This window comes from Pseudomonas sp. 210_17 TE3656 (assembly GCF_054821965.1).
Genome location: NZ_JBTRBC010000001.1, coordinates 4,163,878 through 4,190,396, shown reverse-complemented (window position 1 = coordinate 4,190,396; position 26,519 = coordinate 4,163,878). Strand labels below are relative to the sequence as shown.

At 60.3% G+C, this 26,519-nt stretch carries 22 protein-coding genes, 2 tRNA genes and 1 pseudogene; 11 read left to right on the top strand and 14 right to left on the bottom strand.

The genetic code is table 11. The features are described 5' to 3' along the window. Positions 1-87: 87 nt before the first annotated feature. Positions 88-2,289, top strand: coding sequence for an autotransporter outer membrane beta-barrel domain-containing protein (locus ACVI9W_RS19675; protein WP_461530910.1), 2,202 nt, complete (start codon positions 88-90; stop codon positions 2,287-2,289). A gap of 118 nt (positions 2,290-2,407) precedes the next feature. Here the strand turns inward: ACVI9W_RS19675 and ACVI9W_RS19670 are convergent, their stop codons facing one another. From ACVI9W_RS19670 to ACVI9W_RS19655, 4 genes are all read right to left on the bottom strand, one after another. Then, on the bottom strand, positions 2,408-4,348 hold the full coding sequence (locus ACVI9W_RS19670; protein WP_461530909.1) for a hypothetical protein: 1,941 nt from the start codon (positions 4,346-4,348) through the stop codon (positions 2,408-2,410). A gap of 122 nt (positions 4,349-4,470) precedes the next feature. Continuing rightward, a complete protein-coding gene (locus tag ACVI9W_RS19665; RefSeq protein ID WP_461530908.1) occupies positions 4,471-6,414 on the bottom strand; it encodes a hypothetical protein in 1,944 nt (647 codons plus the stop codon). Between the two features lie 219 nt (positions 6,415-6,633). Continuing rightward, positions 6,634-6,709: transfer RNA gene (locus tag ACVI9W_RS19660), tRNA-Gly, on the bottom strand. A 5-nt stretch (positions 6,710-6,714) separates the two neighbouring features. Next, positions 6,715-6,790: transfer RNA gene (locus ACVI9W_RS19655), tRNA-Glu, on the bottom strand. A gap of 257 nt (positions 6,791-7,047) precedes the next feature. Here ACVI9W_RS19655 and ACVI9W_RS19650 point away from each other — a divergent pair. Beyond that, the gene (locus tag ACVI9W_RS19650; RefSeq protein WP_461530907.1) at positions 7,048-7,815 is read left to right on the top strand and encodes a hypothetical protein; all 768 of its coding nucleotides are present in this window, start codon (positions 7,048-7,050) and stop codon (positions 7,813-7,815) included. Between the two features lie 153 nt (positions 7,816-7,968). Here ACVI9W_RS19650 and ACVI9W_RS19645 read toward each other — a convergent pair whose 3' ends face one another. Then, positions 7,969-8,451 (bottom strand): GAF domain-containing protein, encoded by a 483-nt coding sequence (locus ACVI9W_RS19645; RefSeq protein WP_461530906.1) that lies wholly within the window; start codon positions 8,449-8,451, stop codon positions 7,969-7,971. After that, the gene (locus ACVI9W_RS19640) at positions 8,444-9,337 is read right to left on the bottom strand and encodes an ATP-binding protein (RefSeq protein WP_461530905.1); all 894 of its coding nucleotides are present in this window, start codon (positions 9,335-9,337) and stop codon (positions 8,444-8,446) included. Before ACVI9W_RS19640 ends, ACVI9W_RS19645 begins: the two co-directional genes overlap by 8 nt. An 82-nt stretch (positions 9,338-9,419) precedes the next feature. On the opposite strand from ACVI9W_RS19640, the gene ACVI9W_RS19635 reads away from it, so the two are divergent. Further along, on the top strand, positions 9,420-11,780 hold the full coding sequence (locus tag ACVI9W_RS19635) for a response regulator (protein ID WP_461530904.1): 2,361 nt from the start codon (positions 9,420-9,422) through the stop codon (positions 11,778-11,780). On the opposite strand, the gene ACVI9W_RS19630 is transcribed toward ACVI9W_RS19635, so the two are convergent. Both ACVI9W_RS19630 and msrB read right to left on the bottom strand, forming a co-directional pair. Next, positions 11,773-12,258: a glutathione peroxidase gene (locus ACVI9W_RS19630; protein WP_461530903.1), complete on the bottom strand. Its 486-nt coding sequence runs from the start codon at positions 12,256-12,258 to the stop codon at positions 11,773-11,775. The genes ACVI9W_RS19635 and ACVI9W_RS19630 overlap by 8 nt on opposite strands. 16 nt (positions 12,259-12,274) lie before the next feature. Continuing rightward, on the bottom strand, positions 12,275-12,667 hold the full coding sequence (gene msrB, locus ACVI9W_RS19625; RefSeq protein WP_038608517.1) for a peptide-methionine (R)-S-oxide reductase MsrB: 393 nt from the start codon (positions 12,665-12,667) through the stop codon (positions 12,275-12,277). Between the two features lie 167 nt (positions 12,668-12,834). On the opposite strand from msrB, the gene ACVI9W_RS19620 reads away from it, so the two are divergent. Beyond that, on the top strand, positions 12,835-14,046 hold the full coding sequence (locus tag ACVI9W_RS19620; RefSeq protein WP_274293669.1) for a pyridoxal phosphate-dependent aminotransferase: 1,212 nt from the start codon (positions 12,835-12,837) through the stop codon (positions 14,044-14,046). Positions 14,047-14,269: 223 nt separating this feature from the next. Then, positions 14,270-15,157 (top strand): protease HtpX, encoded by an 888-nt coding sequence (gene htpX, locus ACVI9W_RS19615; protein WP_038608512.1) that lies wholly within the window; start codon positions 14,270-14,272, stop codon positions 15,155-15,157. 47 nt (positions 15,158-15,204) lie between these two features. Here the strand turns inward: htpX and ACVI9W_RS19610 are convergent, their stop codons facing one another. After that, positions 15,205-15,855, bottom strand: coding sequence for a thiopurine S-methyltransferase (locus ACVI9W_RS19610; protein WP_461530902.1), 651 nt, complete (start codon positions 15,853-15,855; stop codon positions 15,205-15,207). A gap of 104 nt (positions 15,856-15,959) precedes the next feature. Between ACVI9W_RS19610 and ACVI9W_RS19605 the strand changes: the two genes are divergently transcribed. After that, positions 15,960-16,727 (top strand): DODA-type extradiol aromatic ring-opening family dioxygenase, encoded by a 768-nt coding sequence (locus ACVI9W_RS19605; protein WP_461530901.1) that lies wholly within the window; start codon positions 15,960-15,962, stop codon positions 16,725-16,727. Positions 16,728-16,868: 141 nt separating this feature from the next. On the opposite strand, the pseudogene ACVI9W_RS19600 reads toward ACVI9W_RS19605, so the two are convergent. After that, a pseudogene (locus tag ACVI9W_RS19600) lies at positions 16,869-18,564 on the bottom strand (DEAD/DEAH box helicase). A 321-nt stretch (positions 18,565-18,885) separates the two neighbouring features. After that, positions 18,886-19,641 (bottom strand): spermidine synthase, encoded by a 756-nt coding sequence (locus tag ACVI9W_RS19595; protein WP_038608500.1) that lies wholly within the window; start codon positions 19,639-19,641, stop codon positions 18,886-18,888. Positions 19,642-19,770: 129 nt separating this feature from the next. Between ACVI9W_RS19595 and ACVI9W_RS19590 the strand changes: the two genes are divergently transcribed. After that, complete coding sequence (locus ACVI9W_RS19590) at positions 19,771-21,117, top strand: class II 3-deoxy-7-phosphoheptulonate synthase (protein WP_461530900.1); 1,347 nt, start codon at positions 19,771-19,773, stop codon at positions 21,115-21,117. Here ACVI9W_RS19590 and ACVI9W_RS19585 read toward each other — a convergent pair. Together ACVI9W_RS19585 and ACVI9W_RS19580 are read right to left on the bottom strand one after the other, a co-directional pair. Next, the gene (locus ACVI9W_RS19585; RefSeq protein ID WP_461530899.1) at positions 21,098-22,339 is read right to left on the bottom strand and encodes a winged helix-turn-helix domain-containing protein; all 1,242 of its coding nucleotides are present in this window, start codon (positions 22,337-22,339) and stop codon (positions 21,098-21,100) included. The genes ACVI9W_RS19590 and ACVI9W_RS19585 overlap by 20 nt on opposite strands. 58 nt (positions 22,340-22,397) lie before the next feature. Further along, the gene (locus tag ACVI9W_RS19580) at positions 22,398-22,628 is read right to left on the bottom strand and encodes a DUF1127 domain-containing protein (protein ID WP_038608491.1); all 231 of its coding nucleotides are present in this window, start codon (positions 22,626-22,628) and stop codon (positions 22,398-22,400) included. A gap of 97 nt (positions 22,629-22,725) precedes the next feature. Here ACVI9W_RS19580 and ACVI9W_RS19575 point away from each other — a divergent pair, with 97 nt between their 5' ends. After that, positions 22,726-23,580 carry a LysR family transcriptional regulator gene (locus ACVI9W_RS19575; RefSeq protein WP_038608488.1) on the top strand — a complete coding sequence of 285 codons (855 nt, stop codon included), beginning with the start codon at positions 22,726-22,728 and terminating at the stop codon, positions 23,578-23,580. Here the strand turns inward: ACVI9W_RS19575 and ACVI9W_RS19570 are convergent. Further along, entirely contained in the window at positions 23,570-24,319 is a 750-nt protein-coding gene (locus tag ACVI9W_RS19570; RefSeq protein WP_461530898.1) for a sulfite exporter TauE/SafE family protein, read from the bottom strand. The two genes, ACVI9W_RS19575 and ACVI9W_RS19570, sit on opposite strands and share 11 nt — an antisense overlap. Positions 24,320-24,430: 111 nt before the next feature. Here ACVI9W_RS19570 and ACVI9W_RS19565 point away from each other — a divergent pair, with 111 nt between their 5' ends. The 3 genes from ACVI9W_RS19565 to ACVI9W_RS19555 all read left to right on the top strand — a co-directional run bounded on the left by ACVI9W_RS19565 (position 24,431) and on the right by ACVI9W_RS19555 (position 26,458). Further along, complete coding sequence (locus ACVI9W_RS19565; RefSeq protein ID WP_461530897.1) at positions 24,431-25,384, top strand: LysR family transcriptional regulator; 954 nt, start codon at positions 24,431-24,433, stop codon at positions 25,382-25,384. A gap of 58 nt (positions 25,385-25,442) precedes the next feature. Further along, positions 25,443-25,904: a MarR family winged helix-turn-helix transcriptional regulator gene (locus tag ACVI9W_RS19560; RefSeq protein WP_461530896.1), complete on the top strand. Its 462-nt coding sequence runs from the start codon at positions 25,443-25,445 to the stop codon at positions 25,902-25,904. A gap of 125 nt (positions 25,905-26,029) precedes the next feature. Beyond that, positions 26,030-26,458: an organic hydroperoxide resistance protein gene (locus ACVI9W_RS19555; protein WP_038608475.1), complete on the top strand. Its 429-nt coding sequence runs from the start codon at positions 26,030-26,032 to the stop codon at positions 26,456-26,458. The last annotated feature ends 61 nt before the right edge of the window (positions 26,459-26,519 follow it).

Here is a 26,519-nt window from a genome sequence, read left to right as displayed (position 1 = left end):
GCAGCCATCAGGATCGCCACCATGTCAATTAATGACCATACAAGTCCCCCCTTCCCAATAAAGTCCGTCGCTCCTTTCTTCCTACCTTTGTTACTCGTCACCCCGCAAGTCAACGCCGCCGTTGTCGACAACGGCGCAAGCCTGGTCATCGATGCTTCGACGCCCCCGGATGGTTACACCGTACGCAACGGCAGTACCCTGACTGTCAATGGTGCGACTACCCAGAGCATGAACATCAACTCCGGCTCCCACCTGGTCATCAATGGCGGGACCATAGCCGGTGGCGGATTCGACGGACTGACTGTGAGCAACAGCACTGCCACCGTGAATGACGCGGATATCACCGCCGATTTCTGGGGCTTGTCGGTGAATCGTCAAATCGGCTCCACCTCAGGCTCGCAGGTAACGGTCGCCAACAGCCGAATCGTTGGTGGCGAAGTCGGCGCACAGATTACGGGGGGGAGCAGCCTGCAGCTCAACAACACCTCTGTCACGGGTCGCGACACGGGCAGTAGCGGTATCAATATCCTTGGCGGGGAACTCATCGCCACCGACAGCCGGATCAGCGGGGATACCAGTGGCATACTGCTCGCAAGCGATCCGGAAAACCTAAGCGCCCCCAAGCTGGCCCTGGACAATACCGAGGTTACAAGCCGTACAGGCCCTGCACTGCTGATCGAAGATGGCGCCAGCGCCACAATAGATGTGCGCAACAATGCCACGCTCATCGGCCAGGACGGCGTTGCACTGCTGGTACACGAAGCCTCGACCGCCACGGTATCCCTGAACCGCACTGAGCTCAAAGGCGATGTGCAGGTCAGCGCCGACAGCAGCGCCAATCTCGCGCTGGATCAGGCACGGTGGAACGGCGACTTCGAAGTAGAGGCCGGAGGTACAGGCTCGCTATCCCTTGACAATCAGTCCTCCTTCAGCGGCCGACTGGTGAACGTCGAACAGCTGAGCATCGGCAACCAGTCAAGTTACAGCATGAGCGAAGATACCCGGCTCGGCAGCCTGGTGATGAACGGCGGGCGGGTTGACATGGGCTCGGGTAACAATTTCTACACCCTGAATGTCGCCAATCTGAGCGGTACCGGCGTGTTTGCGATGAATGTCGACTTCAGCACCAATCAGCACGATGTGTTGAATGTCACTCAGACCGCCACCGGCAATCACCAGTTGCTGATCACCGACTCCGGCGTAGACCCAGCCTCCCCAGAGCAATTGAGCGTGGTCCGCACCGCGGCCGGCGATGCCAGTTTCAGCCTGTACAATGGCAAGGCCGTAGCGGTGGGTGCCTGGTCATACGAGCTGTCTTCGGCGCTCAATGGCACTGGCGGCAGCGACTGGTACCTCGACCCGCAAACGCGCACTGTCAGCCCAGCCACTCGTACGGTAATGGCCTTGTTCAACACCGCAGCTACGATCTGGTATGGCGAGTCGACCTCACTGCGCAGCCGCATGGGCGAACTGCGCTTCAACGGCGGGCAGCCGGGCCTGTGGATGCGCAGCTACGGCAACAAATACAACGTCGCCGATGCCAGCGGCACCGGTTACCAGCAGAACCAGCATGGCTTGTCGATCGGTGCGGACGGGCGCCTGCCCTGGGGTGACGGGCAGTGGCTGGCCGGCGGCCTGGTGGGCTACAGCAAGTCGGATCTGGATCTCAATGAAGGCACCTCCGGTAGCATCGACAGCTACTACATCGGCGCCTACACCACCTGGCTCGATGCTGAATCGGGCTACTACTTCGACGGCCTGGCCAAGCTCAACCGCTTCCAGAACCGCGCCAAGGTGGCTATCAATGATGGCAGCCACAGCAAAGGCGAATATGACAACGTCGGGACGGGTGTGTCCGCCGAGTTCGGGCGCCATATCCCGTTGTCCGACGGCTACTTCATCGAACCCTTCACCCAGTGGTCGGCCGTGGTCATCCAGGCCAAGGACTTCAGCCTCGACAACGGCCTGGAGGCCGATGGCGAGCGCACCCATTCGCTGCTCGGTAAGGCCGGCATGACCGCAGGCCGGACCTTCGAGTTGTCAAACGGTGGCAAGCTTCAACCTTACCTGCGCGGTGCATGGGCCCATGAATTCGCCAAGGGCAATGCAGTCAAGGTCAACAACAACCGCTTCAACAATGACCTGTCCGGCTCTCGGGGTGAGCTCGGAACCGGTCTGGCTTTGGGGCTGAAGAACGGACTGCAGGTGCATCTCGACCTGGAGTACGCCAATGGCGAGCATATCGAGCAGCCGTATGGAGCAAACCTGGGGTTGCGCTACAGCTTTTAACTGACCCGCCCTGAAAGTGACCCTACCACTTCATGTCAATTCAGATCGAGACACTCATCCACGAACAGCCACAGCTGATAAAAAGGGAAGCGCTAGAGCGCTTCCCTTTCTTTAACACCTACCGACGGGCCGGCGGCGTAGACGGTATTTCACAGAAGAAGCCACCAGCACGAAACAGCTCCACAATGACCAGGTGCCGAGGAGAGTCAACGTCTACTCCGTCAACCTTCACTTTGTAATGAATGCTTCCGAAGGCCTGGCGGGTTGCTTTCAAGGCCGTTTCATAAGGAAGGTAGACCGTGAAGCCATTCTCGGCCTGATTCTTGTCAGGCGTGTATTCAAAAGAGTCGCTTGTACCTTCAATGGGCACTGTACCGGCTTCATCTGACCAGCCTTGATAAACGAATGTCAGCAAATTATTTGCCAGGCGCGCATCACCGCCTGGCACCTGGATTTCGGCCACCAGAGCCCCGTCTTTGACCTGCAAAGCCGGACAGTTGAGAATCTCATCAGGCGGGAATGACAGGTCAAGATTCTGGAACGCAGGTTTCGGGACGACAATGGGCACGCCCTGGACGTTGACAATTGTCGCCGCGGAACTCAGTTCGTTATCATTGAGGTCATGCCTGACGACGCAGTGGCAGGGAATATCACCGTTTCCGGCTGCATCGAAAACCTCCCAGGGAATGACAAAGGGCATCCGAAAGTCATCCCGCTCGCTACCCAGAACATCGTAACGGGCACCTGGCACCGCTATGCCATTCCAGTAAAGCTCAACATACTGGCCTTTCATACGACGACCACTGAAGATGAGCGCTGTAGCGTTGACGGGCTGGTTCCGGTCCGCGGCGCGCAACTGGTTTTCCGGGGATGAGGCCCCTTTGACCACCGGCGCATGAATCCCCGGATGCACCACCCCAGGAGGGTCTATCGGGTCCGGGCCTGGCGTGCGCAAGTCGACGTCAAATTCCACGCCAGACGGTCCGGGGTAGGGGGTGGAGCCTCGAACGATGCGGTACGTGACGGTTGATTTTTTTCTACCAAGATTTCCCCCAAACACCAGCGCATAGGGCAAAAGAACACTGGCGCCATTCTCTGACACCTGCTGCGGTGCGTGATCAGTGCCATCGAAGGTGACGACCACCGTATCTCTGGAAAAGTAGTTGGTATAGGGGTCGATAAGAACCCTCACGCCCGCCAGCACATCTGCATAATCAATCAGTCCGTCAGCCGCCAGCGGCACCGTAGGCGGACGCAGCCCGGCGGGCGGGGAAGTAAGCTCAACATTGACTCGCTTGTATTGCGAATGTACTCCAATGTTTCCTTTCCGATCCCTCAGTATATAAAAGATCGATTTCTCGCCCTCCTCTCCAAGCATCGATTCGAGAAGCTCAAAGGTAATAGGGATAGACAGCAATTCTCGCGTGACCTCACCGACCTTGGCTGCCAACGGAATGGAGATGCCGTACCACACCTCGACAACGTCACCGATTCGGGCGCCATCATAGTCACCCGCCACTGTCACCAGTACTTTACCGCCATTGGCGTCGAGGTACTTGCGGGTAATCCCGTCCCGCTCGACGTCCGCAGGCAATGTCACCTCCACACCTGGCCTGTTTCGATTAGGGGGCGTCCGATCAATGTTGACAGGCATTGGAAGTGACTGACTGAGGTTCCCCGAAATATTGACTACGTAATGAAGCTTAAAGCTGCCCTCCCCCCGTGTCGCGACAGCAGGAAGTGTCACAGAAACAGGGAATTGCTGGGGTGGAATGGGCGTAGTGAACGAAAAGGCCTCGCCTATAGGACTACCGTCCCAATACAAAGTAATGCGCCCTCTCCTTCTATCCTCCCCCTGTTCAAACACTGGAATATCGAGTTTCAGGTCTTTTCCCTGATGATCCCGGTGAACCTGATTGGGTTCATCATCAGCAGTATCAGGTAGTAAAGGATTGGCCGCATTGAATACCGGATCGGCCAGATTTGCCAATATACCCATTTTTGATGCACGAGCGGCCACACGGGCCTGCGTGGCGGTTATTTCCTCTTTGATACCCATATCTTGAACCTCTACGCTGGAGTAAAACGGCCTTTTACGGGCCGAAGAAAGACGCCACGAAATCGCAAGTGACGTCGTGTTGTTACCGGCTTTAATTACGTGGACTTGCTAACTACACAACTTCAGGTTTGATTACACAGATCATTGTCGGGCCCACAGACCTGGCTGCTGGGCAGTGTTCGGGTGATATAAACCAGCTCGCGCGGTGACCGACCGAAACCACCATCGGTCTTGGTCAAGGTGTAACTGGCGACGGCGGAATCGTTATCGATCATGGGCTCGATGTGCGTGCTGTAAGGCAGGACCACCACCTCGAAACCATCAGCCGCTTCGCTCGCACTCAATACCTTGGAAATCACCAGTTGCGTGCTCGGGATGGGCCATATGGCCCCCAGGCCTTCATAGCCTTGCCACACCACCTCAACCGTATCGCCTTGCGCGAATCTCGAATTGCCGGCCACACGCAGGGTGACCCCATCCCATAAACGTGGCGTCGCGCAACAATTTAAATAGCCTTCTCTATCGGCATGTGGAAACTTAGGCGCTAGCAGGTCCTTGATCGGAACAATAACCACCGAAACGGCGGTGTCCGACGCCTGTTGCTGGTTGATCCCGTTATTGGTGATATAGGAGACCGGTAACGCGACATTGTTCTTGTCCTGTTCGACGATGCGCCACGGCACGAACAACTCCAGAGGTTTGCCTGCTGCGTCGCCGGGCTGTACGTCATAGCGCGCAGCGGGTTCGGGCACCACCCCCCAAAAGACTTCCAGGTATTCGCCTGGCTGCGGATCCTCGAACAATGCCACCAGCACCCGTGCATCGCGCCCCTCATCCTGAGCAGTGAGCTGGTTGGGCAGGTCTGAAACAGCCCCACGCACTTCAACATTGGCCAGCGTGGTGTTCAGTAGTGCCGGAGCATTGGCGTGGTCCTGACCGGCGAGGGTGAAGTCGAACCGCACAACAACGGGGGGAGACGGCCGCGAGTACGAGCCGCCAGTGCGAATCCGATAGGTAACCTGCGCCACATCAGGCCCCAGGCCGCTGGCAACCAGATCCCGCCACGGTACATAGGCGACCAAAGGAAAATTGTCCGGGTCGACCGAGATCTCCTGGAGCTCGCGTCCAGCCCATTCCAGACTGATGAAGTGGGTTGTCTGCGCGTTGTCATAGCGGTCGATCTCTACCGTCACGCCACCTTGGCCTTCAGCCCCCTCACGCGCATGCTGGCGGTCGATGAACCCACGCGTAGATAGCGGAATCCGTGGTGGAGGCAAGTTGGCTGGCGCAGGAACCAGATCGACCTGAATAGGCGATACGTAGGAAAGTGGGCTCTCATTCCCGGCCAGGTCATACAAGCGATAGGAGAGAAACCGCCTGCCCGCGCCACTGCCACGCACAGCCAGCTCCGTTATATTCAACGGCAGATACCTGGCGTCGATGTCCTCCTGAGTGAACTCCCGCATTCCCAGCGCAGGTGTGTCATCGGGCAACGGATCAAATTCGGACCAATAGAACACCGCTCGATCCAATGCCCGCATGCCGAGATAGCTAGGAACCCTGGCAATTACCTCGTGACGTTCAGAAAGATACTCATCGGTGATAACCCCCATCAAGTCGTCTGGAAATTGCGCGGCCGAAGGTCTTTGGTTCTCGTTGGGTGGCAAGCGGTCGATGGTGATGCGCTTGATCAAGGAATCGGTGATGTTTCCCAGGCGGGTAACACGGTATGAAAGCGAATAAATACCCTGCAGCAACAAGTCTGCTGGGACATGCAAGGTTTTATCCCCCGGCGCTATTGGCGGCTGAAGTTCCTGATGATCAACCGGGGTAAATGACGCACCATCCGGGCTCCACCCAAGCTCCAGCCGATCGGAAACCCCTGGGCGATCCGAGAAGTCCCATGCAGGTACTACTACCTCCAGCGGCAGATCGAGTGCAGTGCGCGCGACCACCCCCTCAGGGTTGTCGTTCCCCGATCCATCCTTGACGACCGCCGGAACAATTGGCACTGGAAAGTAATCACCGGTGCGCAAAGCAAGGTGCAGTGTTGCTGACTGATTCATCAGTGATCCCTTCGCGATGCAGAATCATGAGCAAGGCTTAGCAGCCGCTGGTGATCATTGAATCCGCATTTGGACCACTTGAAAACTGATAGAAATGACAGGTGCGTCGAACCAGGAAATAGGCTACGCAAGTACGTGCAATGGAGGGGGAGAGGAATTTCAGGCACAAAAAAAGAGGCCCTTGGGCCTCTTTCTTGACCGGCTTGCGCCGATTGAATCTGGAGCGGGAAACGAGACTCGAACTCGCGACCCCGACCTTGGCAAGGTCGTGCTCTACCAACTGAGCTATTCCCGCAAAAATGGCGTCCCCTAGGGGACTCGAACCCCTGTTACCGCCGTGAAAGGGCGGTGTCCTAGGCCACTAGACGAAGGGGACACGCTACAACTTCACTCCCTGCCGCGTTTCGCTGTGTGCTTTACGCTGCAAGTGGCGCGCATTCTAGGGATGCTTTGGAAAGTCGTCAACCCCTCTGTATAAATTTATTTAAATCAATGACTTCCCGGTGCTTTGCGAGGCAATCTAAAAAGCAAAATGCCATCAGGGAGTCCCTGACAAACGCCAAACAGCTCTATCCGGCCAAAAGCTTAGCCACTACACTCAATTGGTAAATCATCCTGTATGAGGCGTTAACGGTGACACCACTTATGATCACCCTGCTTATCGTGGCGGGGATCGCGTTATTGATCGTGATCGGCTACCTCAACAATGTGGTCGAGAACAACAAGCTCGAGCGCGCCCGGCTGAAGATCGAGCTGGCTGAACGCTTGCGCCGTTGTGGCGAGATCACCGAAACCTTCCCGGGTCAATTGATGACCCCGGCCTTGAAGCTGCTGTTGACCCGCCTCGAACTCAACCTCAACCAGCGCCAGCTGGCCCTGGACAAGCACAGCCGCACAATCCGCGCGCGCATTGCCGAACTTGAAGGCCTGATTGCCCAGGGCGAAGCGCTGCCGGTGAATAACCCGCCCGCGCCGATCCAGACCGAAGCCCGGGCCAAGGATGTACGTTTTCTGCTTGAAGGCATGCACAACCAGATCACCCGCGCAGCCCAAGAAGGCTTCCTGCCGACCAACGAGGCCAAGTACTGGGTCAAGGAAATCCGCCACATCCTGGTCTTGCTGCACATCGAATTTTTCAACAACCTCGGCCAGCAGGCGCTGCAGCAGAATCAGCCAGGGCATGCACGCCTGGCCTTCGAGCGCGGCGTCCAGTACCTGCGCAAGCAGCCGGACCCTGCGGTGTACCGCGAGCAGCTTGAGTACATGGAAAAGCTGCTGGCCCGGGCCAATGCCCAGGTGCTGAGCCAGCTCGAACCTGCCGAGGACGAAGTGAACGAGCTGACGGAAGGCCTGAAGACCGATACGACAGAAGACTGGAAGAAGAAAGTTATTTACGACTGATCTGCCCCAAACCTGTGGGAGCCAGCCTTGCTGGCGATGCCCGGCGCAGCCGGGCCAGGGCCGCTACGCGCCCCATCGCCGGCAAGGCCGGCTCCCACAAATGAGCAGGTGACAGACAGTTGTTCCCACAATAATCAAGCAGTGACTGTCACCTCAGCAGTCGGTCAAGCGCAGAAAGATCGCCGCCAGACGCTCCAACCCCTCCTGATCCGCCGCACTGAAGCGCGCCAGCTTCGGACTGTCCAGATCCAGCACACCTATCAGCCGCCCTTCCTTGACCAGCGGAATCACCAGCTCGCTGTTCGAGGCGCTATCGCAAGCGATATGCCCCGGGAACGCATGCACGTCTTCAACCCGCTGGGTTTCGCGACTGGCCGCTGCAGCACCACACACACCACGACCGAACGGAATCCGCACACAGGCGACCTGGCCCTGGAACGGGCCCAACACCAGTTCTTCATTACGGTTCAGGTAAAAACCCGCCCAGTTCAGGTCTTCAACCTGGCTGTAAAGAAACGCCGAGAATTGCGCGGCATTGGCAATGAAGTCGCGCTCATCGGCAAACAGCGCTTCCAGCTGTGCAGCCAGCAAGCCGTAGCCCTCAAGGCCGACACCGGAGGCGTTCAGGTCAATCATGTTTTTGCTCCAACAGTTGCAGTCCGACCCAGTACCGGGCGAACTGATAGGCACAACGGCCGTTACGGTTGCCGCGGCCAGTGGCCCAGCGCACGGCGAGTATGTCCAGCGTCTCATCGCGCTGCCAGGTCAGCCCGGCGGCGCTGGCCAGCTGGCCGATCCAGTGCTCGACCACATTGAGGAAGTGATCCTGGGTGAAGGGATAAAACGACAGCCACAGGCCGAAACGATCGGACAAGGCGATCTTGTCCTCGACCGCCTCGTTGGGGTGCAGTTCGCCGTCGACCATTTTCCAGTTTTCATTGTCGCTCTGCTTTTCCGGCACCAGGTGCCGGCGGTTCGAGGTGGCGTACAACAGCACGTTGTCCGGCGCCTGCTCCAGCGAGCCATCGAGCACACTCTTGAGCACCCGGTAGTCACCCTCCCCGGCTTCGAACGAGAGGTCGTCGCAAAACAGCACGAAGCGCTGGGGCAATTTGCTCAGTTGCTCCACCACCCGTGGCAGGTCGGCGAGGTGATCGCGCTCGATTTCAATCAGGCGCAGCCCGGCCTTGGCATACTCGGCCAGCAGCGCGCGCACCAGTGAAGACTTGCCAGTGCCGCGCGAGCCCCACAGCAGCGCGTGGTTGGCGGGCATGCCATCGAGGAACTGGCGCGTGTTGCGCCCCAGTTGCTCGCGCTGCAGGTCAACCCCGATCAGGTCCGACAGACGCATGTCGAGGCTGACTTGCAGCGGCAGCAGATAGCCGCTGCGGCCATCACGCTGCCAGCGCGCGGCCAGGCAATGGTTCCAGTCGATCTGCGAGCGTGGTGCGGGCAATAATGGTTCAAGGCGGGCGAGCACGCTTTCGGCACGCTCCAGAAAAGCATTTAAACGAGAGTCCACAATGGTTCCTCAAGATAGATTCAAGGACAACGGCACTGCTGAATGTGTGACAGGGCGTGCCAGCAGCCGGGGCTGATCGGCTATGCTTGCGCAGCGCACGGAATGTGAAACTGGCCCGGGACTCATGGATATCAAGTTCACCAATCGCCTGTCCTACAAGCAAGCCCGGCTGACGGTCCTGGTCGGCTTCATCCTGGGTACATTGCTCAGTCTCATCCAGATCGGTATCGATTATGCCAGTGAAGACGCCTCCATCAACCGCGAGATGCAGGCACTGCTGCAAATCAGTCACAACCCCGCCGCCCGGATCGCTTACAACATCGACTCGGAACTGGCGCAAGAGCTCACCGGCGGCTTGCTGCAATCACCGGCAATCACCCGCGCATGGTTGATCGACAACAACGATACGGTGCTGGCGGACGTGCAGCGACCCCGGGAAGAAAGCAGTTATCGCTTGATCAGCGACTTCCTGTTCGGTGAAAGCCGCCAATTCAAGGACCCGCTGTTTCTCGGCCACATGCCCGACGAGTACCTCGGCACCCTGTACCTGGAGGTCGACACCTTCGCCTTCGGCAGCCGCTTTCTCAAGCGTGCCGAAGTCACCCTGCTCAACGGTTTCATGCGCAGCCTGATCCTTACCGGCATCCTTCTGGCGCTGTTCTATTTCATGCTGACCAAGCCGCTGGTGCGGGTGATCAGCGCCCTGGCCAATCGCGACTCGCGCCAACCGGAGCAGTCGAAGCTGTCGTTCCCGCCCGGTCATGAGCACGATGAGATCGGCGTTCTGGTGAAAGTCGCCAACCAGCAGTTCGTCAGCATGGCCACCGAAATCCAGCAACGGCGCAATGCCGAAAACCGCCTGACCGAATACCTCAACGAACTCGAAGACGTCGTCTCGGCTCGCACCCTTGAGCTCAAGGCCAGCAACACGCGCCTGAGCCAATCCAACCAGGAGCTGGAAGATGCACGCAGACGCGCCCTGGACATGGCCCAGGCACGGGCAGCCTTTCTGGCCAACATGAGCCATGAAATCCGTACCCCACTCAATGGCTTGCTGGGGATGATCGCCCTGTCTCTGGACAGCCCGCTCAATGCCGAGCAGCGCCAGCAGCTGTCGATTGCCCACGACTCCGGCAAGGTGCTGGTGGAGTTGCTCAACGATATCCTCGACCTGTCCAAGTTCGACGCCGGTCAACTGGAGCTGGAACGTATCCCGTTCGACCTTGGCGCCTTGGTCGAAGACACCGCCAACCTGCTGTCACAGAACGCCGCGCCGAGTGTCGAACTGACCTGCCTGATCGACCCGCAGTTTCCCGCCATGGTCCTTGGCGACCCTACTCGCGTACGCCAGATTGTCAGCAACCTGCTGTCCAACGCCCTCAAGTTCACCCGCTTCGGCCGCGTCGATGTGCGCCTGCGTGCCTACAGCGGTGGCGTGCGCCTGGATGTCTGCGACACCGGCATCGGCATCCCCCATGAGGCCCAGGTGCGGATCTTCCAGCCGTTCATCCAGGCCGGCGCCGGCATTACCCGCCAATACGGCGGTACCGGCCTGGGCCTGGCGTTGACCAACAATCTCTGCGAGGCCATGCACGGGCACCTGAGTATCAGTTCGCAAGCCGGCTTCGGCAGCCAGTTCAGCGCCGAGCTGCCCCTGCCCTGTCACTCCCCGGCCGTCCCCGCAGAACGCCTGCACGGCAGCGTCGCCGCGCTGAGCAATGCCGGCAGCGGCCTGGCTGAGCTCTTGCACACCCTGCTACCTGGCTGGGGCCTGGATTACCGGCGCTACGACCACCCTGACGAGCTGCGTGACGCCCACCCAGACCTGCTGATTACCGACGACCTGGACAACCTGTTTGCGCTTCGGCCGCAGATACAGGCGCCGATCCTGCTGGTGACCGCCTACGGCAACTTTCTTCCGGGTGAACAGGCCGTGCATCTGGCGCCCTTGCAGCAGCAGGCCCGGCCACTGGCGCGCAACGCCCTGTACCAGACCCTGCGGCGCACGCTGCACGGTTCCGACAGCATCAATTCCAACGCACATCAGGGCGCCCTTCACAGCCAGCGCCGTGCACATATCCTGCTGGTCGAGGACAACCCGGTGAACCAGTTGGTGGCCAAGGGCATGCTGGCCAAGCTCGGTTGCGACGTCAGCATCGCCGCGCATGGCGCAGAAGCGCTGGATCAGCTCGAACGCACGCCCTTCGATCTGGTACTGATGGATTGCAACATGCCGGTCATGGACGGCTACGAGGCCAGCCGCAGAATCCGTCAGAGCGGACACTGGCCGAACCTGCCCATCGTCGCCCTGACCGCCAACGCCATGCCCGAAGAGCGCGAACGCTGCCGGGCGGCGGGCATGAACGACTACCTGGCCAAGCCCTTCCGTCGCGAGGAACTATTGGGCCTGATCGATCACTGGGTGCCGCTGACGACTACCTGAGCAGCTTCTCGATCGAAGCGGCCAGCGCTTCGGGCTTGGTGCTCGGCGCATAGCGGGTGACCTTGCCGCTGGCCGGGTCGACGAGGAATTTGGTGAAATTCCATTTGATCTTTTGCGAACCGAGCAGGCCGGGGGCGCGCTTTTTCAGTTCGACGAACAAGGGATGGGCGCCGTCGCCATTGACGTCGATCTTGCGAAACAGCGGAAAGCTGACGCCGAAGTTGGTTTCACAGAACTGGGCGATTTCCCGTGCATCACCCGGCTCCTGCTTGCCGAACTGGTTGCACGGAAAGCCCACCACCACCAGGCCGCGCTCGCGGTAACGCTGCCAAAGCTGCTCAAGGCCCTTGTATTGCGGGGTAAAACCGCACTGACTGGCGGTATTGACCACCAACAGCACCTTGCCCTGGAAATCACCCAGGACCTTCTGCTCACCGCCCAGGGTGACGCAGGGAATGTTCAGCAGCGCGTCGGCCATGACCTTTTCTCCTCTGTTAGCGTGGAACCAGGTCCAGGCAGACCGAGTTGATGCAATAGCGTAGTCCGGTCGGCGGCGGACCGTCAGGGAACACATGCCCCAGATGGGCATCGCAGTGGGCGCAGGTGACTTCGGTGCGGATCATGCCGTGGGAGGTGTCGCGAATCTCGACCATCGCGCTGTCTTCGATCGGCTCGTAGAAGCTCGGCCAGCCGCAGCCGGAGTCGAACTTGGCCTTCGAATCGAACAACGGCGCATTGCAGCAGATACAGTGATAGACACCGTCGGTCCTGGTACTGTTGTACTTGCCGCTGAACGGCCGCTCGGTACCCTTCAGGCGGCAGACGTTGTACTGTTCGGGGTCGAGCATGGCGCGCCATTCTTCCAGGGTTTTCTCTATCTTTTCCATGTGCAGGCCTCGGCAGACTAAAAACCCCGCGCTGCGTCTTTTCCACAACGCGGTCGGCACGTATATTATTGCGCCTCATCAGGCATCAGTCTGGCACCCGCGTTACACGCTTTTCAAACGATTTCACAGCGCAGTGCGCGGCGATCTTTTCTAATCGGGATCACATCATGCAGGTCAGCAAATCGAACAAGCTCGCCAATGTCTGCTATGACATTCGCGGCCCGGTGCTCAAGCACGCCAAACGTCTGGAAGAGGAAGGCCATCGCATCCTCAAGCTGAACATCGGCAACCCGGCGCCCTTTGGTTTCGAGGCGCCGGACGAAATCCTCCAGGACGTGATCCGCAACCTGCCGACCGCCCAGGGCTACAGTGACTCCAAAGGCCTGTTCAGCGCGCGTAAAGCGGTCATGCAGTACTGCCAGCAGAAGCAGATCGAAGGTGTCGGCATCGAAGACATCTATTTGGGCAACGGCGTCTCCGAGCTGATCGTGATGTCGATGCAGGCACTGCTCAACAACGGCGACGAAGTGCTGATTCCGGCCCCGGACTACCCGCTGTGGACCGCCGCAGTGAGCCTGGCCGGCGGCAACCCGGTGCACTACCTGTGCGACGAGCAGGCCGACTGGTTCCCTGACCTTGACGACATCAAGGCCAAGATCACCCCCAACACCAAAGCGCTGGTGATCATCAACCCGAACAACCCGACCGGTGCGGTGTACTCGCGCGAATTGCTGCTGGGCATGCTGGAGCTGGCGCGCCAGCACAACCTGGTGGTGTTCTCCGACGAGATCTACGACAAGATCCTCTACGACGAAGCCGTGCACATCAGCACCGCATCGCTGGCCCCGGACCTGCTCTGCCTGACCTTCAACGGTTTGTCCAAGTCCTACCGGGTGGCGGGTTTCCGCTCCGGCTGGCTGATCATTTCCGGGCCCAAGCACCATGCCCAGAGTTACATCGAAGGCATCGACATGCTGGCCAACATGCGCCTGTGCGCCAACGTACCGAGCCAGCATGCCATCCAGACCGCCCTGGGCGGCTACCAGAGCATCAATGACCTGGTCCTGCCACCCGGGCGCCTGCTTGAACAGCGCAACCGTACCTGGGAGCTGCTCAACGACATTCCCGGTGTCAGCTGCGTCAAACCCATGGGCGCGCTTTACGCCTTCCCGCGGATCGACCCGAAGGTCTGCCCGATCCTCAACGATGAGAAGTTCGTGCTCGACCTGCTGCTCTCGGAAAAACTGCTGATCGTTCAGGGCACCGCCTTCAACTGGCCGTGGCCGGATCACTTCCGCGTGGTGACCCTGCCACGGGTCGACGACCTGGAACAGGCCATCGGCCGTATCGGAAACTTCCTGAAGACCTATCAGCAGTAACCTACAGGCGTTTGCCAAGACCTGCGCCACTCCCGGCGCAGGCCCTACAGAATAATTTCCCTCTCTGTAAGCCTTGGCGCTCTGGCGTGCGGGATGATGGAATTCGGCTGTAATACAGAGAAGTACACAGTTTGAAATAGTCGCCCGGTTGAATCGCTGGAGCCTGCACCTTATATACCCCCGCATACGTGACATTTTTATCCGTCAGGAGAACGTAACAACCATGATGCGCATCTTACTGTTTGTAGCCACCAACCTTGCGGTTGTGCTGATTGCCAGCATTACCCTGAGCCTGTTCGGCTTCAATGGGTTCATGGCGGCAAACGGGGTTGACCTCAAGCTCGACCAGCTGCTGGTTTTCTGCGCCGTGTTCGGCTTTGCCGGTTCGCTGATTTCGCTGTTCATCTCCAAGTGGATGGCGAAAATGAGCACCGGCACGCAGATCATCAGCCAGCCGCGCACCCGCCACGAGCAGTGGCTGCTGCAGACCGTTGAAGAGCTGTCCCGCGAAGCCGGCATCAAGATGCCGGAAGTGGGCATCTTCCCGGCCTACGAGGCCAACGCCTTCGCCACCGGCTGGAACCGCAACGATGCACTGGTTGCGGTAAGCCAGGGCCTGCTGGAGCGTTTCTCGCCTGATGAAGTACGTGCAGTACTGGCCCACGAGATCGGCCACGTCGCCAACGGCGACATGGTTACCCTCGCCCTGGTCCAGGGTGTGGTCAACACCTTCGTGATGTTCTTCGCCCGTATCATCGGCAACTTTGTCGACAAGGTGATTTTCAAGAACGAAGAAGGCCAGGGCATCGCCTACTACATCGCGACCATCGTTGCCGAACTGGTGCTGGGCATCCTGGCCAGCATGATCGTCATGTGGTTCTCGCGTAAACGCGAGTACCGCGCCGACGAAGCCGGTGCCCGCCTGGCCGGTACCAGTGCGATGATCGGCGCCCTGCAGCGCCTGCGTTCGGAACAAGGCGTGCCAGTGCACATGCCTGACACCCTGAACGCCTTCGGCATCAACGGCGGCCTCAAGCAGGGCCTGGCTGGCCTGCTGATGAGCCACCCACCGCTGGAAGATCGTATCGAAGCCCTGCGCCGTCGCGGCTAAGGGACGATGCAAGAAAAAAGGGCGACCTCAGGGTCGCCCTTTTCATTTCAGCGCGACAGCCGATAGACCCGCTCCAGCAGATGACTGGCACCGGCCTGCTGAAACTTCGGACTGTCCTCCAGCACATCGTGCGCTGCCAGCTCAAGCGGGTGCCAGGCGGCGAATAGTGCTTGCACTTCCTCATCAGTAACGGCAAACGGCGGCCCGTCGATTTGCGATTGATCGTAATCCAGGGTGATCAACAAGCCTTTGGCCGAAGCAGGCAATATCGTCTGCAGATGCGCGACATAGCGCTTGCGCATCTCCTCAGGCAAAGCGATGACTGCAGCGCGGTCATACAATGCGCTGCAACCGCTGACATCCGCAGCCATCAAGGCGAAGAAATCACCACAGCGGATCTCGACATCCTCGCAGCGGAAAACCTTGAATACACCGTCCTGTGTCACTTGCGGCTGCAACTGATGTTCAGTGAAGAAGTCCTCCACAGCCCGCTCCGACAACTCGACACCCAGCACCTGCAGCCCCTGCCCTGCCAACCAGAGCATGTCCAGGCTCTTGCCGCACAACGGCACAAGCACCCGCGTGCCCGCCGGCACACCCAGCGCCGGCCAGTGCTGCTGGAGGTAGGCGTTGACCCGGGACTGATGAAAGCCGATCTGATTGCTATTCCAGCGTGAATGCCAAAACTCTGCCTGCATGGCTCACCTCGATAATTTCGATCAAATACTGCGAAAACTTATATTAGATTTAGATCAATGTTCTGCCTGAAGATGGGCCCATCTTAAACGTCAGGAACGCCCTTATGCTGCCCAGCCTGTTTATTTCTCACGGCTCTCCCATGCTCGCCCTGGAACCGGGCGCCAGTGGCCCGGCATTGAAGCGCCTGGCCGCAGAGCTGGAGCGACCGAAAGCCATTGTGGTGGTATCAGCGCACTGGGAAAGCCGTGAACTGCTGGTATCCAGTAGCCCTCAGCCAGACACCTGGCATGACTTCGGCGGCTTCCCCGCTGCGCTGTATGCCGTGCAGTACCCCGCTCCGGGCGATCCCGCCCTGGCTCAGCACGTGAGTGAATTGCTTTGCGCCGCCGGTATGCCGGCCCGCCTCGACTCACAGCGGCCCTTTGACCACGGCACCTGGGTGCCACTGTCGCTGATGTACCCCAAAGCGGATATTCCGGTGGTACAGGTTTCCCTGCCGACCCAGCTCGGCCCGAAACTACAGGAATTGGTAGGCGCTGCGCTTGCCAGCTTGCGTGAACAAAACATCCTGTTGATCGGCTCGGGAAGCATCACCCACAACCTCGGCGAACTGGACTGGCGCGCCGGCCCGGAAAGCATCGAACCCTGGGCTTTGGCGTTTCGTAACTGGATGATCGAGAAACTGCAGGCAGATGATACGCCGGCCCTGCATGATTACCGGCACCAGGCGCCGTTTGCCGTGCGCAGCCATCCGAGCGATGAGCATCTGTTGCCGTTGTATTTTGCCCGCGGTGCCGGTGAGCGGTTCGGGATCGTCCATCAGGGCTTCACCCTGGGGGCCTTGGGCATGGACATCTACCGGTTCGACTAGGCCTGTAGGAGCGGATTTATCCGCGAAGGGGCGCAGCGCGGCCCTAAATAGGCCTGCTGTGCAGGCCATCGCGGATGAATCCGCTCCTACGGACAAAAAAAATCCCCGACTCAGTCGGGGATTTTTTTTATTGCTCGCGGATCAGTCTTCGCGGTAGCGGCGCAGCTTCAGCTGCTTACCGGCAACGCGGGTGTCCTTGAGCTTGGCCAGCAGACGCTCCAGACCTTCTTCCGGCAGCTCGACCAGGCTGAAGCTGTCGCGCACCTGGATGCGGCCGATTGCTTCGCGGGCCAGGCCGCCTTCGTTAAGGATGGCGCCGAGCAGGTTCTTGGCAGCGATACCGTCACGCGCACCCAGCGCGGTACGGCAGCGGGCACGACCTTCGCCCAGCGGCATTGGCGCACGACGCTCACGCTCGCCACGCTCTGGACGCTCGCCAGTGCGCTCACGCGGGGTGTAGGTCGGAACCAGCGGCTGCTCTTTCTCGACAGCTTCCAGAGTCAGCGCCTGAGCGTTGGTAGCCTTGCGCAGCAGGGCTGCGGCCAGGGCACGCGGGCTGCAACCGATGTCGGCGGTCAGACGATCGAGCAGATCGCCGTGGGTCGATTCGGCATCAGCAACCAGCGGCGCCAGGCTGTTGGTCAGCTTCTTGATGCGCGCATCGAGAACGGCCTGGGCGTTAGGCAGACGAACTTCGGCAACCTTCTGACCGGTAACACGCTCGATCACCTGCAGCATGCGACGCTCACGCGGGGTAACCAGCAGCAGCGCACGACCTTCGCGACCGGCACGGCCGGTACGGCCGATACGGTGAACGTAGGACTCCGGGTCGTACGGCATGTCAACGTTGAACACGTGAGTGATGCGCGGCACGTCCAGACCACGGGCAGCGACGTCGGTAGCGACGACGATGTCCAGACGGCCATCCTTGAGCGAGTCGATGACGCGCTCACGCTGGTTCTGGGCAATGTCACCGTTCAGCGCAGCGGCTTTGTAGCCTTTGGCTTCCAGGGCGCTGGCCAGGTCCAGGGTAGCTTGCTTGGTACGCACGAAAGCGATCAGTGCGTCGAACTCTTCCACTTCCAGCAAACGCAGGACAGCGGAAACCTTCTGGTCGGCGTGGACCATCAGGTGAGCTTGTTCGATCGCGGTTACAGTCTGGGTCTTGCTCTGGATCTTGACGTGCTTCGGGTCACGCAGGTGACGTTCGGCAATGGCGCGGATCGAAGCTGGCAGGGTCGCCGAGAACAGCACGGTCTGACGGCTTTCCGGCATGGCCTTGAAGATCACTTCGAGGTCGTCCATGAAGCCCAGCTTGAGCATTTCGTCGGCTTCGTCGAGCACCAGGTGGTTGACGGTTGCCAGGACTTTCTCGTCGCGGCGCAGGTGGTCGCACAGACGGCCAGGGGTAGCGACGACGATTTGCGCGCCGTTGCGGATTGCTTTCAATTGTGGGCCCATTGGGGCACCACCATATACGGCCACCACGGTAACGCCCGGCATCTGCTTGGCGTAGGTTTCAAAAGCGGTAGCTACTTGCAGCGCCAACTCACGGGTTGGCGCCAGGATCAGGGCTTGCGGCTCGCGCTTGCTCGGGTCGATGCGGTTCAGGATAGGCAGTGCGAAGGCAGCGGTTTTACCGGTACCTGTCTGCGCCTGACCGATCATGTCGTGACCGGCGAGAATAATCGGGATCGATTGCTGCTGAATGGCGGATGGCTCTTCGTAGCCGGTAGCCAATACTGCAGCAACAATGCTCGGATGAAGATCGAGAGCGGCGAAGCCGCCGGTTTCCTGGGTCATGGGTCTGCCTCTAAGTGCATCCGCAAAGACCCATGCTCCAAAGCTGCGCATGCCTTGTAAGACCCGAAGGTCACCCTGGCAGCTTTGTCGGCGGGGATTTGCGAAAACGATTGAAGAAAAATAGGAACGTCAAGGAGAGTCCGCGGGGCGGACGCGCAGCCGAAGCTGGCTTCGGGGAATTGCACTACCTAAACGAGGTCCGGTAAAAGACCGGCGCGTACTATACCTGATTTAGCCAATCACGGGAGATTTTTTTATTCCAACACGCCTGCGCCAGGCCACGTGACGACGGGTCTGGTACAGGCAAGTTGCAGGCGGCTGAATCGTTTTTCTTGCGCCCGCTCTAGCGCGCGGCTCAGGTGGCCGGGCGAATGGCTCCGATCAACGGCTGCAAAGAGTAACCCAAACGCGGCGCCAGCGCCTCTGCCCGGGCATTGAGCCCGTCCATATCCAGTTCCTGGTCAAGGTCGGCCGGCACCATGATGATCACATTGCCCTCCTTGACCGGCAGTTCCCAGTAGTGGCGATGGTACAGGCCGCGCAACAACGCCGCGCCCAACGGCTTGCCGTCATCGCCGGCCCACTGGTTGATCACCAGCCAGCCACCGGGGTTGAGGCGCTTCTGGCAGTCTTCGAGAAAACGCCAGGCCAGGTGGGCAACACCCGGACCGTGATCGGTGTACAGATCGACGAAGATCAGGTCGGCGGGTTCGGCGCTGTCGAGCAACTCCATCGCATCGCCGATGCGGATATACAGACGCGGATCGTCATCCAGCCCCAGGTATTCGATGGCCAGACGCGGCACATCCGGGCGCAGCTCGATGGCTTCGACGTCTTCCAGCGGCAGGAACTTCAGGCAGGCCTGGGTCAGGGTTCCGGCCCCCAGACCGAGGAACAAGGCACTCTCGGGCTCCGCGTGGCACAGTGCAGCCACCAGCATGGCGCGGGTATAGTCATACTCCAGCCAGCTCGGATCGGCAGTGAACACACAGCTCTGCTCGATCGCCTCGCCGAACTCGAGAAAGCGATAGTCTTCGACTTCCAGCACGCTGATGGTGCCGTATTGGTCCTGCACCTGGGCCAGCACCCGCTCTACCCGTTCCACTGTCATGCTGTCTCCCGGCTTACGCCGCTGCCCCAAGCAAAAACCGCCATTGTCCGTCAATGGCGCCAGTGCAACAAGGCGTGCGGCAACTGTTAACATGGCAGACAGCCCATTTCCGACCTGACCGAGCCCGTGATGAACCAACCCTGGAGTCCTGACAGCTGGCGCGCCTTGCCGATCCAGCAACAACCGACCTACCCCGATGCGGCGCACCTGCTCAAGGTCGAACAGACCCTGGCCAGCTACCCGCCGCTAGTCTTTGCCGGCGAAGCCCGCGAGCTGCGCCGGCAGTTCGCCGAAGTCACCCAGGGCCGGGCATTTCTCCTGCAAGGTGGCGACTGCGCGGAAAGTTTCGCCGAGTTTTCCGCGGCGAAGATTCGCGACACCTTCAAGGTACTGCTGCAGATGGCGATCGTCATGACCTTTGCCGCCGGCTGTCCGGTGGTCAAGGTCGGGCGCATGGCCGGGCAGTTTGCCAAGCCGCGCTCGGCGGGTGACGAAACCATCGACGGAGTAACCCTGCCGGCTTACCGCGGCGACATCGTCAACGGCATCGGCTTCGACGAAAAGAGCCGGGTACCCGACCCCGAGCGCCTGCTCCAGGCCTATCACCAGTCCACCGCCAGCCTCAACCTGCTGCGCGCCTTCGCCCAGGGTGGTTTTGCCGACCTGCACCAGGTGCACAAGTGGAACCTGGACTTCATCGCCAACTCGGCGCTGGCGGAAAAGTACAGCCAGCTGGCCGACCGCATCGACGAAACCCTGGCCTTCATGCGTGCCTGTGGCATGGACAGCTCACCGCAATTGCGTGAAACCAGCTTCTTCACCGCGCACGAAGCGTTGCTGCTGAACTACGAAGAAGCCTTCGTGCGCCGCGACAGCCTGACCAACGACTACTACGACTGTTCGGCCCATATGCTCTGGATCGGCGACCGCACCCGTCAGCTCGACGGTGCGCATGTGGAATTCCTGCGCGGGGTGAACAACCCGATCGGGGTCAAGGTCGGCCCGAGTATGAACACCGAAGAACTGATCCGCCTGATCGATGTGCTCAACCCGGATAACGATCCCGGCCGCCTCAACCTGATCGTGCGCATGGGCGCCAACAAGGTCGGCGAGCACCTGCCCGCGCTGATCCGTAGCGTCGAACGCGAAGGCCGCAAGGTGCTGTGGAGTTCCGACCCGATGCACGGCAACACCATCAAGGCCAGCAGCGGCTACAAGACCCGCGACTTCGCGCAGATCCTCAGCGAGGTCAAACAGTTCTTCCAGGTGCACCAGGCCGAAGGCAGCCATGCCGGCGGTATTCACATCGAAATGACCGGACAGAATGTCACCGAATGCATCGGCGGCGCCCGGCCGATCACCGAAGACGCCCTGTCCGACCGCTACCACACCCACTGTGACCCGCGGATGAACGCCGACCAGTCGCTGGAGCTGGCCTTCCTGATCGCCGAAACCCTCAAGCAAGTCCGCCGCTGACAACGCTGCGGGCCAGCGCCGGGCGCAATCGCGCAGCGCTGGCCCGTGGACAGTTGAGCTGCACCTGACTCAAGCCGAGCCAGCCGGCCATGCGCCACAGACTGTCGGCCAAGGCCTGCATCCCGGCCTCATCCAGGCCCAGGGCCTGTTCATGCACGGCATGCACCGCGAGACGATCACTGGCCCGCTCGGCACGCAGATCGACCCGCGCGGCAATCCGCTCGTTGTACAGGAACGGCAGTACGTAATAGCCGTAGACGCGTTTGTGCGCCGGGGTGTAAATCTCTAGGCGATAGCGGAAATCAAACAAGCGCTCCGTACGCTCGCGCTCCCAGACCAGCGAATCAAAGGGCGACAGCAACGCACTGGCGGCGACCTTGCGCGGCAGCCGCACACTGCCCAGGCAATAGGCCGGTTGCGAGCAGCCTTGCACCGTACAGGCTTGCAACTGCCCCTCTTCGAGCAACTCGGCCAGCCGCGCACGGCTGTCGGCCGGACTCAACCGCCAGTAATCGCGCAGGTCCTTCTCGGTGGCCACGCCCAAGGCAGAAGCTGCCTGCAACACAAGCCCGCGCTGCGCCTGGGCTTCGTCGAGCAACGGCTGTTGCAACACTGCAGCCGGCAAAACCCGTTCAGACAAATCGTACAAACGCTCGAAGCCACGTCGCCCGGCCACTGTTACCAAACCTGCAGCAAACAGCCATTCCAGCGCATGTTTTTCCGCGCTCCAGTCCCACCAGGGGCCGGCGCGCACTTCGCGAGTCGACAGGCTGCCCGCGCCCAGAGCGCCCTGGGCGGTGACGGCGGCAAGTACGCGGGCAATGGTCGGCTGCTGTTCGCGGCCAAACCGCGCCAGTTGTTGATAGATCCCCTGCCCCTGCCGCGCACGGTCCATGCGCCAACGCAACAAGGGATAGAGCTCCAGCGGCAGCAACGAGGCCTCATGCCCCCAGTATTCGAAAAGTTTGCGCTGACGGCTGCGGCCCCAGGCGATCTGGTCGAGCAGCGCTTGTGGATAACTGCCCAGGCGGGAAAACAACGGCAGGTAGTGCGAGCGCACCAGGGCATTGACCGAATCGATCTGCACCACGCCAAGGCGCTCGAACACCCGTTGCAGATGGGCGGCAGTCACTGGCGAGCGAGGCGCCCGCGCGGCGAACCCCTGGGCTGACAGTACCAGGCGGCGCGCCTGCAGCATGGAAAAGGATTGAGTGGTGGGCATGCCCGGCTCCTGCAGAACAAGCCCACTTAAGGTAGTAGCGACACCGTCATGGCGCGACTCATTTTTTCAGTGGGTCATCCCAGAATGGCCGCTCCACTTCCTGCAAGACATCGACACGACTCATACCGATGTCGTGCAGCGCCGCATCACTCAAGCGCGCCAGTTCCATGCGCTGATGATGCAGTTGCCGCCAGCGCGCCAATTGCCCGATAGCGTTGTGGAGCAGATGGGAGAACCCGCCGTGGTGCGGCTGGGGATACATCAGGTCCAGCGATTTCTGACCTTTCATCGTCTTGCCCTCCGTGTGGGATGACGACAGTGTCAGCGCGGGCCTAAGATCAATCCAACGAATGTTTCTTATGTCATACATCTAGGGGATTGATGCCATGTCCCAGTACCAGAGTATCGACTCAGACGTCTTGCGCACCTTCGTCGCCATCGCCGAGTACGGCGGTTTCACCCGTGCCGGTGAAGTGGTCAACCGTACCCAGTCGGCGGTGAGCATGCAGATGAAACGCCTGGAAGAGGACATCATCCAGCGCCAGCTGTTCGAGCGTGACGGCCGTCAGGTGCGCCTGACCGCCGAAGGCCAGGTTTTGCTCGGCTACGCCAAGCGCATTCTCAAATTGCATGGCGAGGTGTTCAACACCCTGCGCATGCCGCACATGGTCGGCATGGTGCGGATCGGCACCCCGGATGACTACGCCATGCGCTTTCTGCCCGGCATTCTCTCCAGCTTTGCCCAGGCCTACCCGCTGATTCAGGTCGAAGTGCACTGCGAAAGTTCGCGTCAGCTGATGCAACGCCAGGATCTGGACATGACCATCATCACCTGCGAGCCCGGCCATGAAGTCGGCCAGTTGCTGCGCCGCGAGCGCGCCGTCTGGGTGCAGGCCCAGGGGTTCTGCCCACACGAACACAATCCACTGCCGCTGGCCGTGTTCAACACCGATTGCTGTTGCCGGACCTGGGCTTGCAATGCCCTGGATGCGATCGACAAGGAATACCGGATCGCCTACACCAGTGCCAGCACCCCGGCGATCATGGCGGTGGTCAGTGCCGGTCTGGCGGTCACCGCCCAGTTGCAGAGCCTGATCACCAGCGATCTGAGGGTGATCGGCGCAGCCGAAGGCCTGCCCGAATTACCGACCGCCAGCATCATGCTGCTACGCAATAACAGCAGCCAGTCACAAATGACTGACTGCATGGCCGACTACATCAGCGAAGGCTTCAGATCTTGAAGGCGAGCATTACCGCACAGACTACGAGAAAGCCACAGAACAGCGAGCGCAGGACTTTTTCCGGCAAGGCGTGAGCCAGTTTCACGCCCCAACTGATACTTAGCAGGCCACCCACTGCCAGCGGAATGCCCATGCTCCACTGCACATGCTGGTGAATGCCGTAGGTCAGCAATGTCACTGCGGTACTAGGTGCAGCCAAGGCCAGCGACAGCCCTTGGGCAACCACCTGGGTGGTGCCGAAGACACTGGTCAGCACTGGCGTGGCCACCACCGCGCCGCCAACCCCAAACAAACCGCCAAGCACACCAGCACCGCCGCCCAGCACTCCGAGCCATGGCCAGGGATGACGTAGCTCACTGCTTGGCTCGGCCTTACGCATGAACATGCGCGCCAGGTTCCAGGCCGCCAACGCCACCAGAAACACGACAAAGCCAAAACGCATGGACTGCGCATCGATTCCCACGGCCCAGATCGAACCAAGCCAGGCAAAGACAAAACTGGCGGCCGCCAGCGGCACAGCATGCTGCAGCTCGATGCGGTTGCGTTGGTGATAGCGCCACAGTGCCAGCAATACGTTGGGTACCACCATCACCAGAGCGGTGCCCTGCGCCAGTTGCTGGTCAAGACCGAACAGCACACCGAGCGCCGGAATCGCGATCAGCCCGCCGCCAATGCCGAACAGCCCACCGACCGTCCCCAGTGCAGCGCCCAGCGCTATGTACATTGCCCACTCGATCATTGCCGTCTCTCAAGAATTCCAATCGCTGCATGCTACCGAGCCGATGCTAGCGGGGAAACGCATAGCAACGCACAATGGCTTTGCTGATTACGCAAAAGCAGGCCCTGCAAAATGAACCCGGACACCCTCACCGAACAACTCAGTCTGTTTCTGGATGTGCTGGAGACCGGTAGCTTTTCCGCCACCGCCCGACGCCACCCACTGACCCCATCCGCCGTCGCTCGGCGCATCGATACCCTGGAAAGTGCTGTCGGCAGCCGTCTGTTCGTGCGCAGCACCCACGCCGTGCGCCCGACACCGGCAGGCAACGCCTTTGCCGAACGGGCCCGGCGCATTGTCGAAGAACTGCGCCTGGCGCGCGCCGAGGCGGTGTCGTTGAGCAATGCCCCGGAGGGCCTGATCCGCATCGACGCGCCGGCAGCGTTCGGCCGCCGCCATCTGGCTCCGGCCATCGCCGACTTTCTGGTGGCCTACCCCGGGCTCGATGTGCAACTGCGCCTGATCGACAGCTTTGTCGACCTGCACGGCTCGCATCTGGGCGAAGTCGATCTGGTGCTGCGCGCAGGTCCCTTGGCCGATACCCGTCTGGTGGCCACGCCCTTGGCCTACATGGTGCGTATTGCCTGCGCCAGCCCGGCTTACCTGGCGGCTCGCGGGGTTCCCGCCAGCCCCGTGGAACTGCCCGAGCACGACGGCCTGGACTGGGACGGCCTGGCCCCGCCGTTCGCCTGGCGCTTTGCCGTCGACGGCCAATTGCGCCTGTATCGTCCTACACGCATGCGCATGAGCGCCAACAATGCCGAGACCCTGTTGTTCGGTGCACTGGCGGGCCTGGGCATCGCCCACTTGCCGACCTGGCTGATCAGCGAATACCTGCTGCGCGGTGAACTGTTGCCGCTGTTCTGCGAAAACGGTCTGCCGGCTGCCGAATCCAGCGGCATTTATGCCTTGCGCCTGGAACATGAAACGAACTCTCGCAGCCGTTTGCTGCTCGAATTCCTCAAGAGCCGCTTCAGCCCCGTGCCGCCCTGGGATCTGGCCCTGCAAAGCGAGCTACGCTGGTAATCAGCGCGCTAATCAACAGCGTGCTAAATTCATACGACTTAACCAATAAAGGATGAGCATGAACGCCAACTCGAAAGCGCCTGCTCCTTGCGACGAACTGCTCCTGGATAACCAGGTGTGCTTCGCCCTGTATTCAACTTCGCTGCTGATGACCAAAGTCTACAAACCGCTGCTGCAGCAGCTCGGGCTGACTTATCCACAGTACCTGGCGATGTTGGTGCTGTGGGAACAGGATGGCCTGACCGTCGGTGAAATCAGTCAGCATCTGCTGACCGATCCGGGTTCTCTCACCCCGTTGCTCAAGCGCCTGGAAGCTGAAGGCCTGCTCAAGCGCACCCGCAGCCGAGAAGACGAACGGGTGGTCCTGGTGCACTTGAGCGAACAGGGCCGCGCCCTGCAACTGCGGGCCAAAGATATCCCTCAGTGCATCCTGGCCGCCAGCGGCGAAAACCTTGAGCGCCTGCAACAGCTGCAGGCCGACCTCCTGGAATTGCGCGCCAACCTGCAAAAAAACCTCTGACGGCTATGCTGTGAATGACCGTTTGTAGACAGGTCGAAATTTATCTTGCGCGCAAAATAATTGCGCGATAAGTTAATTCCCGTACCCACTCAGCGCCGCGGCGCAATTCACAAGCGAGGCTCAAGATGCAAAAGGTCACTCCTCTGTACATTGCCGAAGCCAAATCCACCGGCGGTCGCGACGGCAGCTCGCGTTCCAGCGATGGCAAACTCGAAGTCAAGCTGAGCACTCCCAAGGAACTGGGTGGCGCGGGTGGTGACGGCACCAACCCTGAGCAAATGTTCGCCGCCGGCTACTCGGCCTGCTTCATCGGCGCCCTGAAGTTCGTTGCCGGCCAGCAGAAAAAAGCGCTGCCTGCCGACAGCTCGATCACCGCCAAAGTCGGCATCGGCCAGATCCCTGGTGGTTTTGGTCTGGATATCGACCTGAATATCGACCTGCCGGGCCTGCAACAAGCCGAGGCGCAAGCGCTGGTAGACGCAGCCCACCAGGTCTGCCCTTACTCCAACGCTACCCGCGGCAACGTTGATGTGCGCCTGCACGTCAGCGTCTGAGGGTAAATCCCAGGCATAAAAAAACCCGGCCAAGGCCGGGTTTTTCGTATACGCGCAAACG

Coding starts and splice junctions, on each gene's coding strand:
- ACVI9W_RS19670 (WP_461530909.1), bottom strand. CDS start 4,348: ATGGGTATCAAAGAGGAAATAACCGCCACGCAGGCCCGTGTGGCCGCT.
- ACVI9W_RS19665 (WP_461530908.1), bottom strand. CDS start 6,414: ATGAATCAGTCAGCAACACTGCACCTTGCTTTGCGCACCGGTGATTAC.
- ACVI9W_RS19645 (WP_461530906.1), bottom strand. CDS start 8,451: ATGATTGACCTGAACGCCTCCGGTGTCGGCCTTGAGGGCTACGGCTTG.
- ACVI9W_RS19635 (WP_461530904.1), top strand. CDS start 9,420: ATGCTTGCGCAGCGCACGGAATGTGAAACTGGCCCGGGACTCATGGAT.
- ACVI9W_RS19630 (WP_461530903.1), bottom strand. CDS start 12,258: ATGGCCGACGCGCTGCTGAACATTCCCTGCGTCACCCTGGGCGGTGAG.
- msrB (WP_038608517.1), bottom strand. CDS start 12,667: ATGGAAAAGATAGAGAAAACCCTGGAAGAATGGCGCGCCATGCTCGAC.
- ACVI9W_RS19620 (WP_274293669.1), top strand. CDS start 12,835: ATGCAGGTCAGCAAATCGAACAAGCTCGCCAATGTCTGCTATGACATT.
- htpX (WP_038608512.1), top strand. CDS start 14,270: ATGATGCGCATCTTACTGTTTGTAGCCACCAACCTTGCGGTTGTGCTG.
- ACVI9W_RS19610 (WP_461530902.1), bottom strand. CDS start 15,855: ATGCAGGCAGAGTTTTGGCATTCACGCTGGAATAGCAATCAGATCGGC.
- ACVI9W_RS19605 (WP_461530901.1), top strand. CDS start 15,960: ATGCTGCCCAGCCTGTTTATTTCTCACGGCTCTCCCATGCTCGCCCTG.
- ACVI9W_RS19595 (WP_038608500.1), bottom strand. CDS start 19,641: ATGACAGTGGAACGGGTAGAGCGGGTGCTGGCCCAGGTGCAGGACCAA.
- ACVI9W_RS19590 (WP_461530900.1), top strand. CDS start 19,771: ATGAACCAACCCTGGAGTCCTGACAGCTGGCGCGCCTTGCCGATCCAG.
- ACVI9W_RS19585 (WP_461530899.1), bottom strand. CDS start 22,339: ATGCCCACCACTCAATCCTTTTCCATGCTGCAGGCGCGCCGCCTGGTA.
- ACVI9W_RS19580 (WP_038608491.1), bottom strand. CDS start 22,628: ATGAAAGGTCAGAAATCGCTGGACCTGATGTATCCCCAGCCGCACCAC.
- ACVI9W_RS19575 (WP_038608488.1), top strand. CDS start 22,726: ATGTCCCAGTACCAGAGTATCGACTCAGACGTCTTGCGCACCTTCGTC.
- ACVI9W_RS19570 (WP_461530898.1), bottom strand. CDS start 24,319: ATGATCGAGTGGGCAATGTACATAGCGCTGGGCGCTGCACTGGGGACG.
- ACVI9W_RS19565 (WP_461530897.1), top strand. CDS start 24,431: ATGAACCCGGACACCCTCACCGAACAACTCAGTCTGTTTCTGGATGTG.
- ACVI9W_RS19560 (WP_461530896.1), top strand. CDS start 25,443: ATGAACGCCAACTCGAAAGCGCCTGCTCCTTGCGACGAACTGCTCCTG.
- ACVI9W_RS19555 (WP_038608475.1), top strand. CDS start 26,030: ATGCAAAAGGTCACTCCTCTGTACATTGCCGAAGCCAAATCCACCGGC.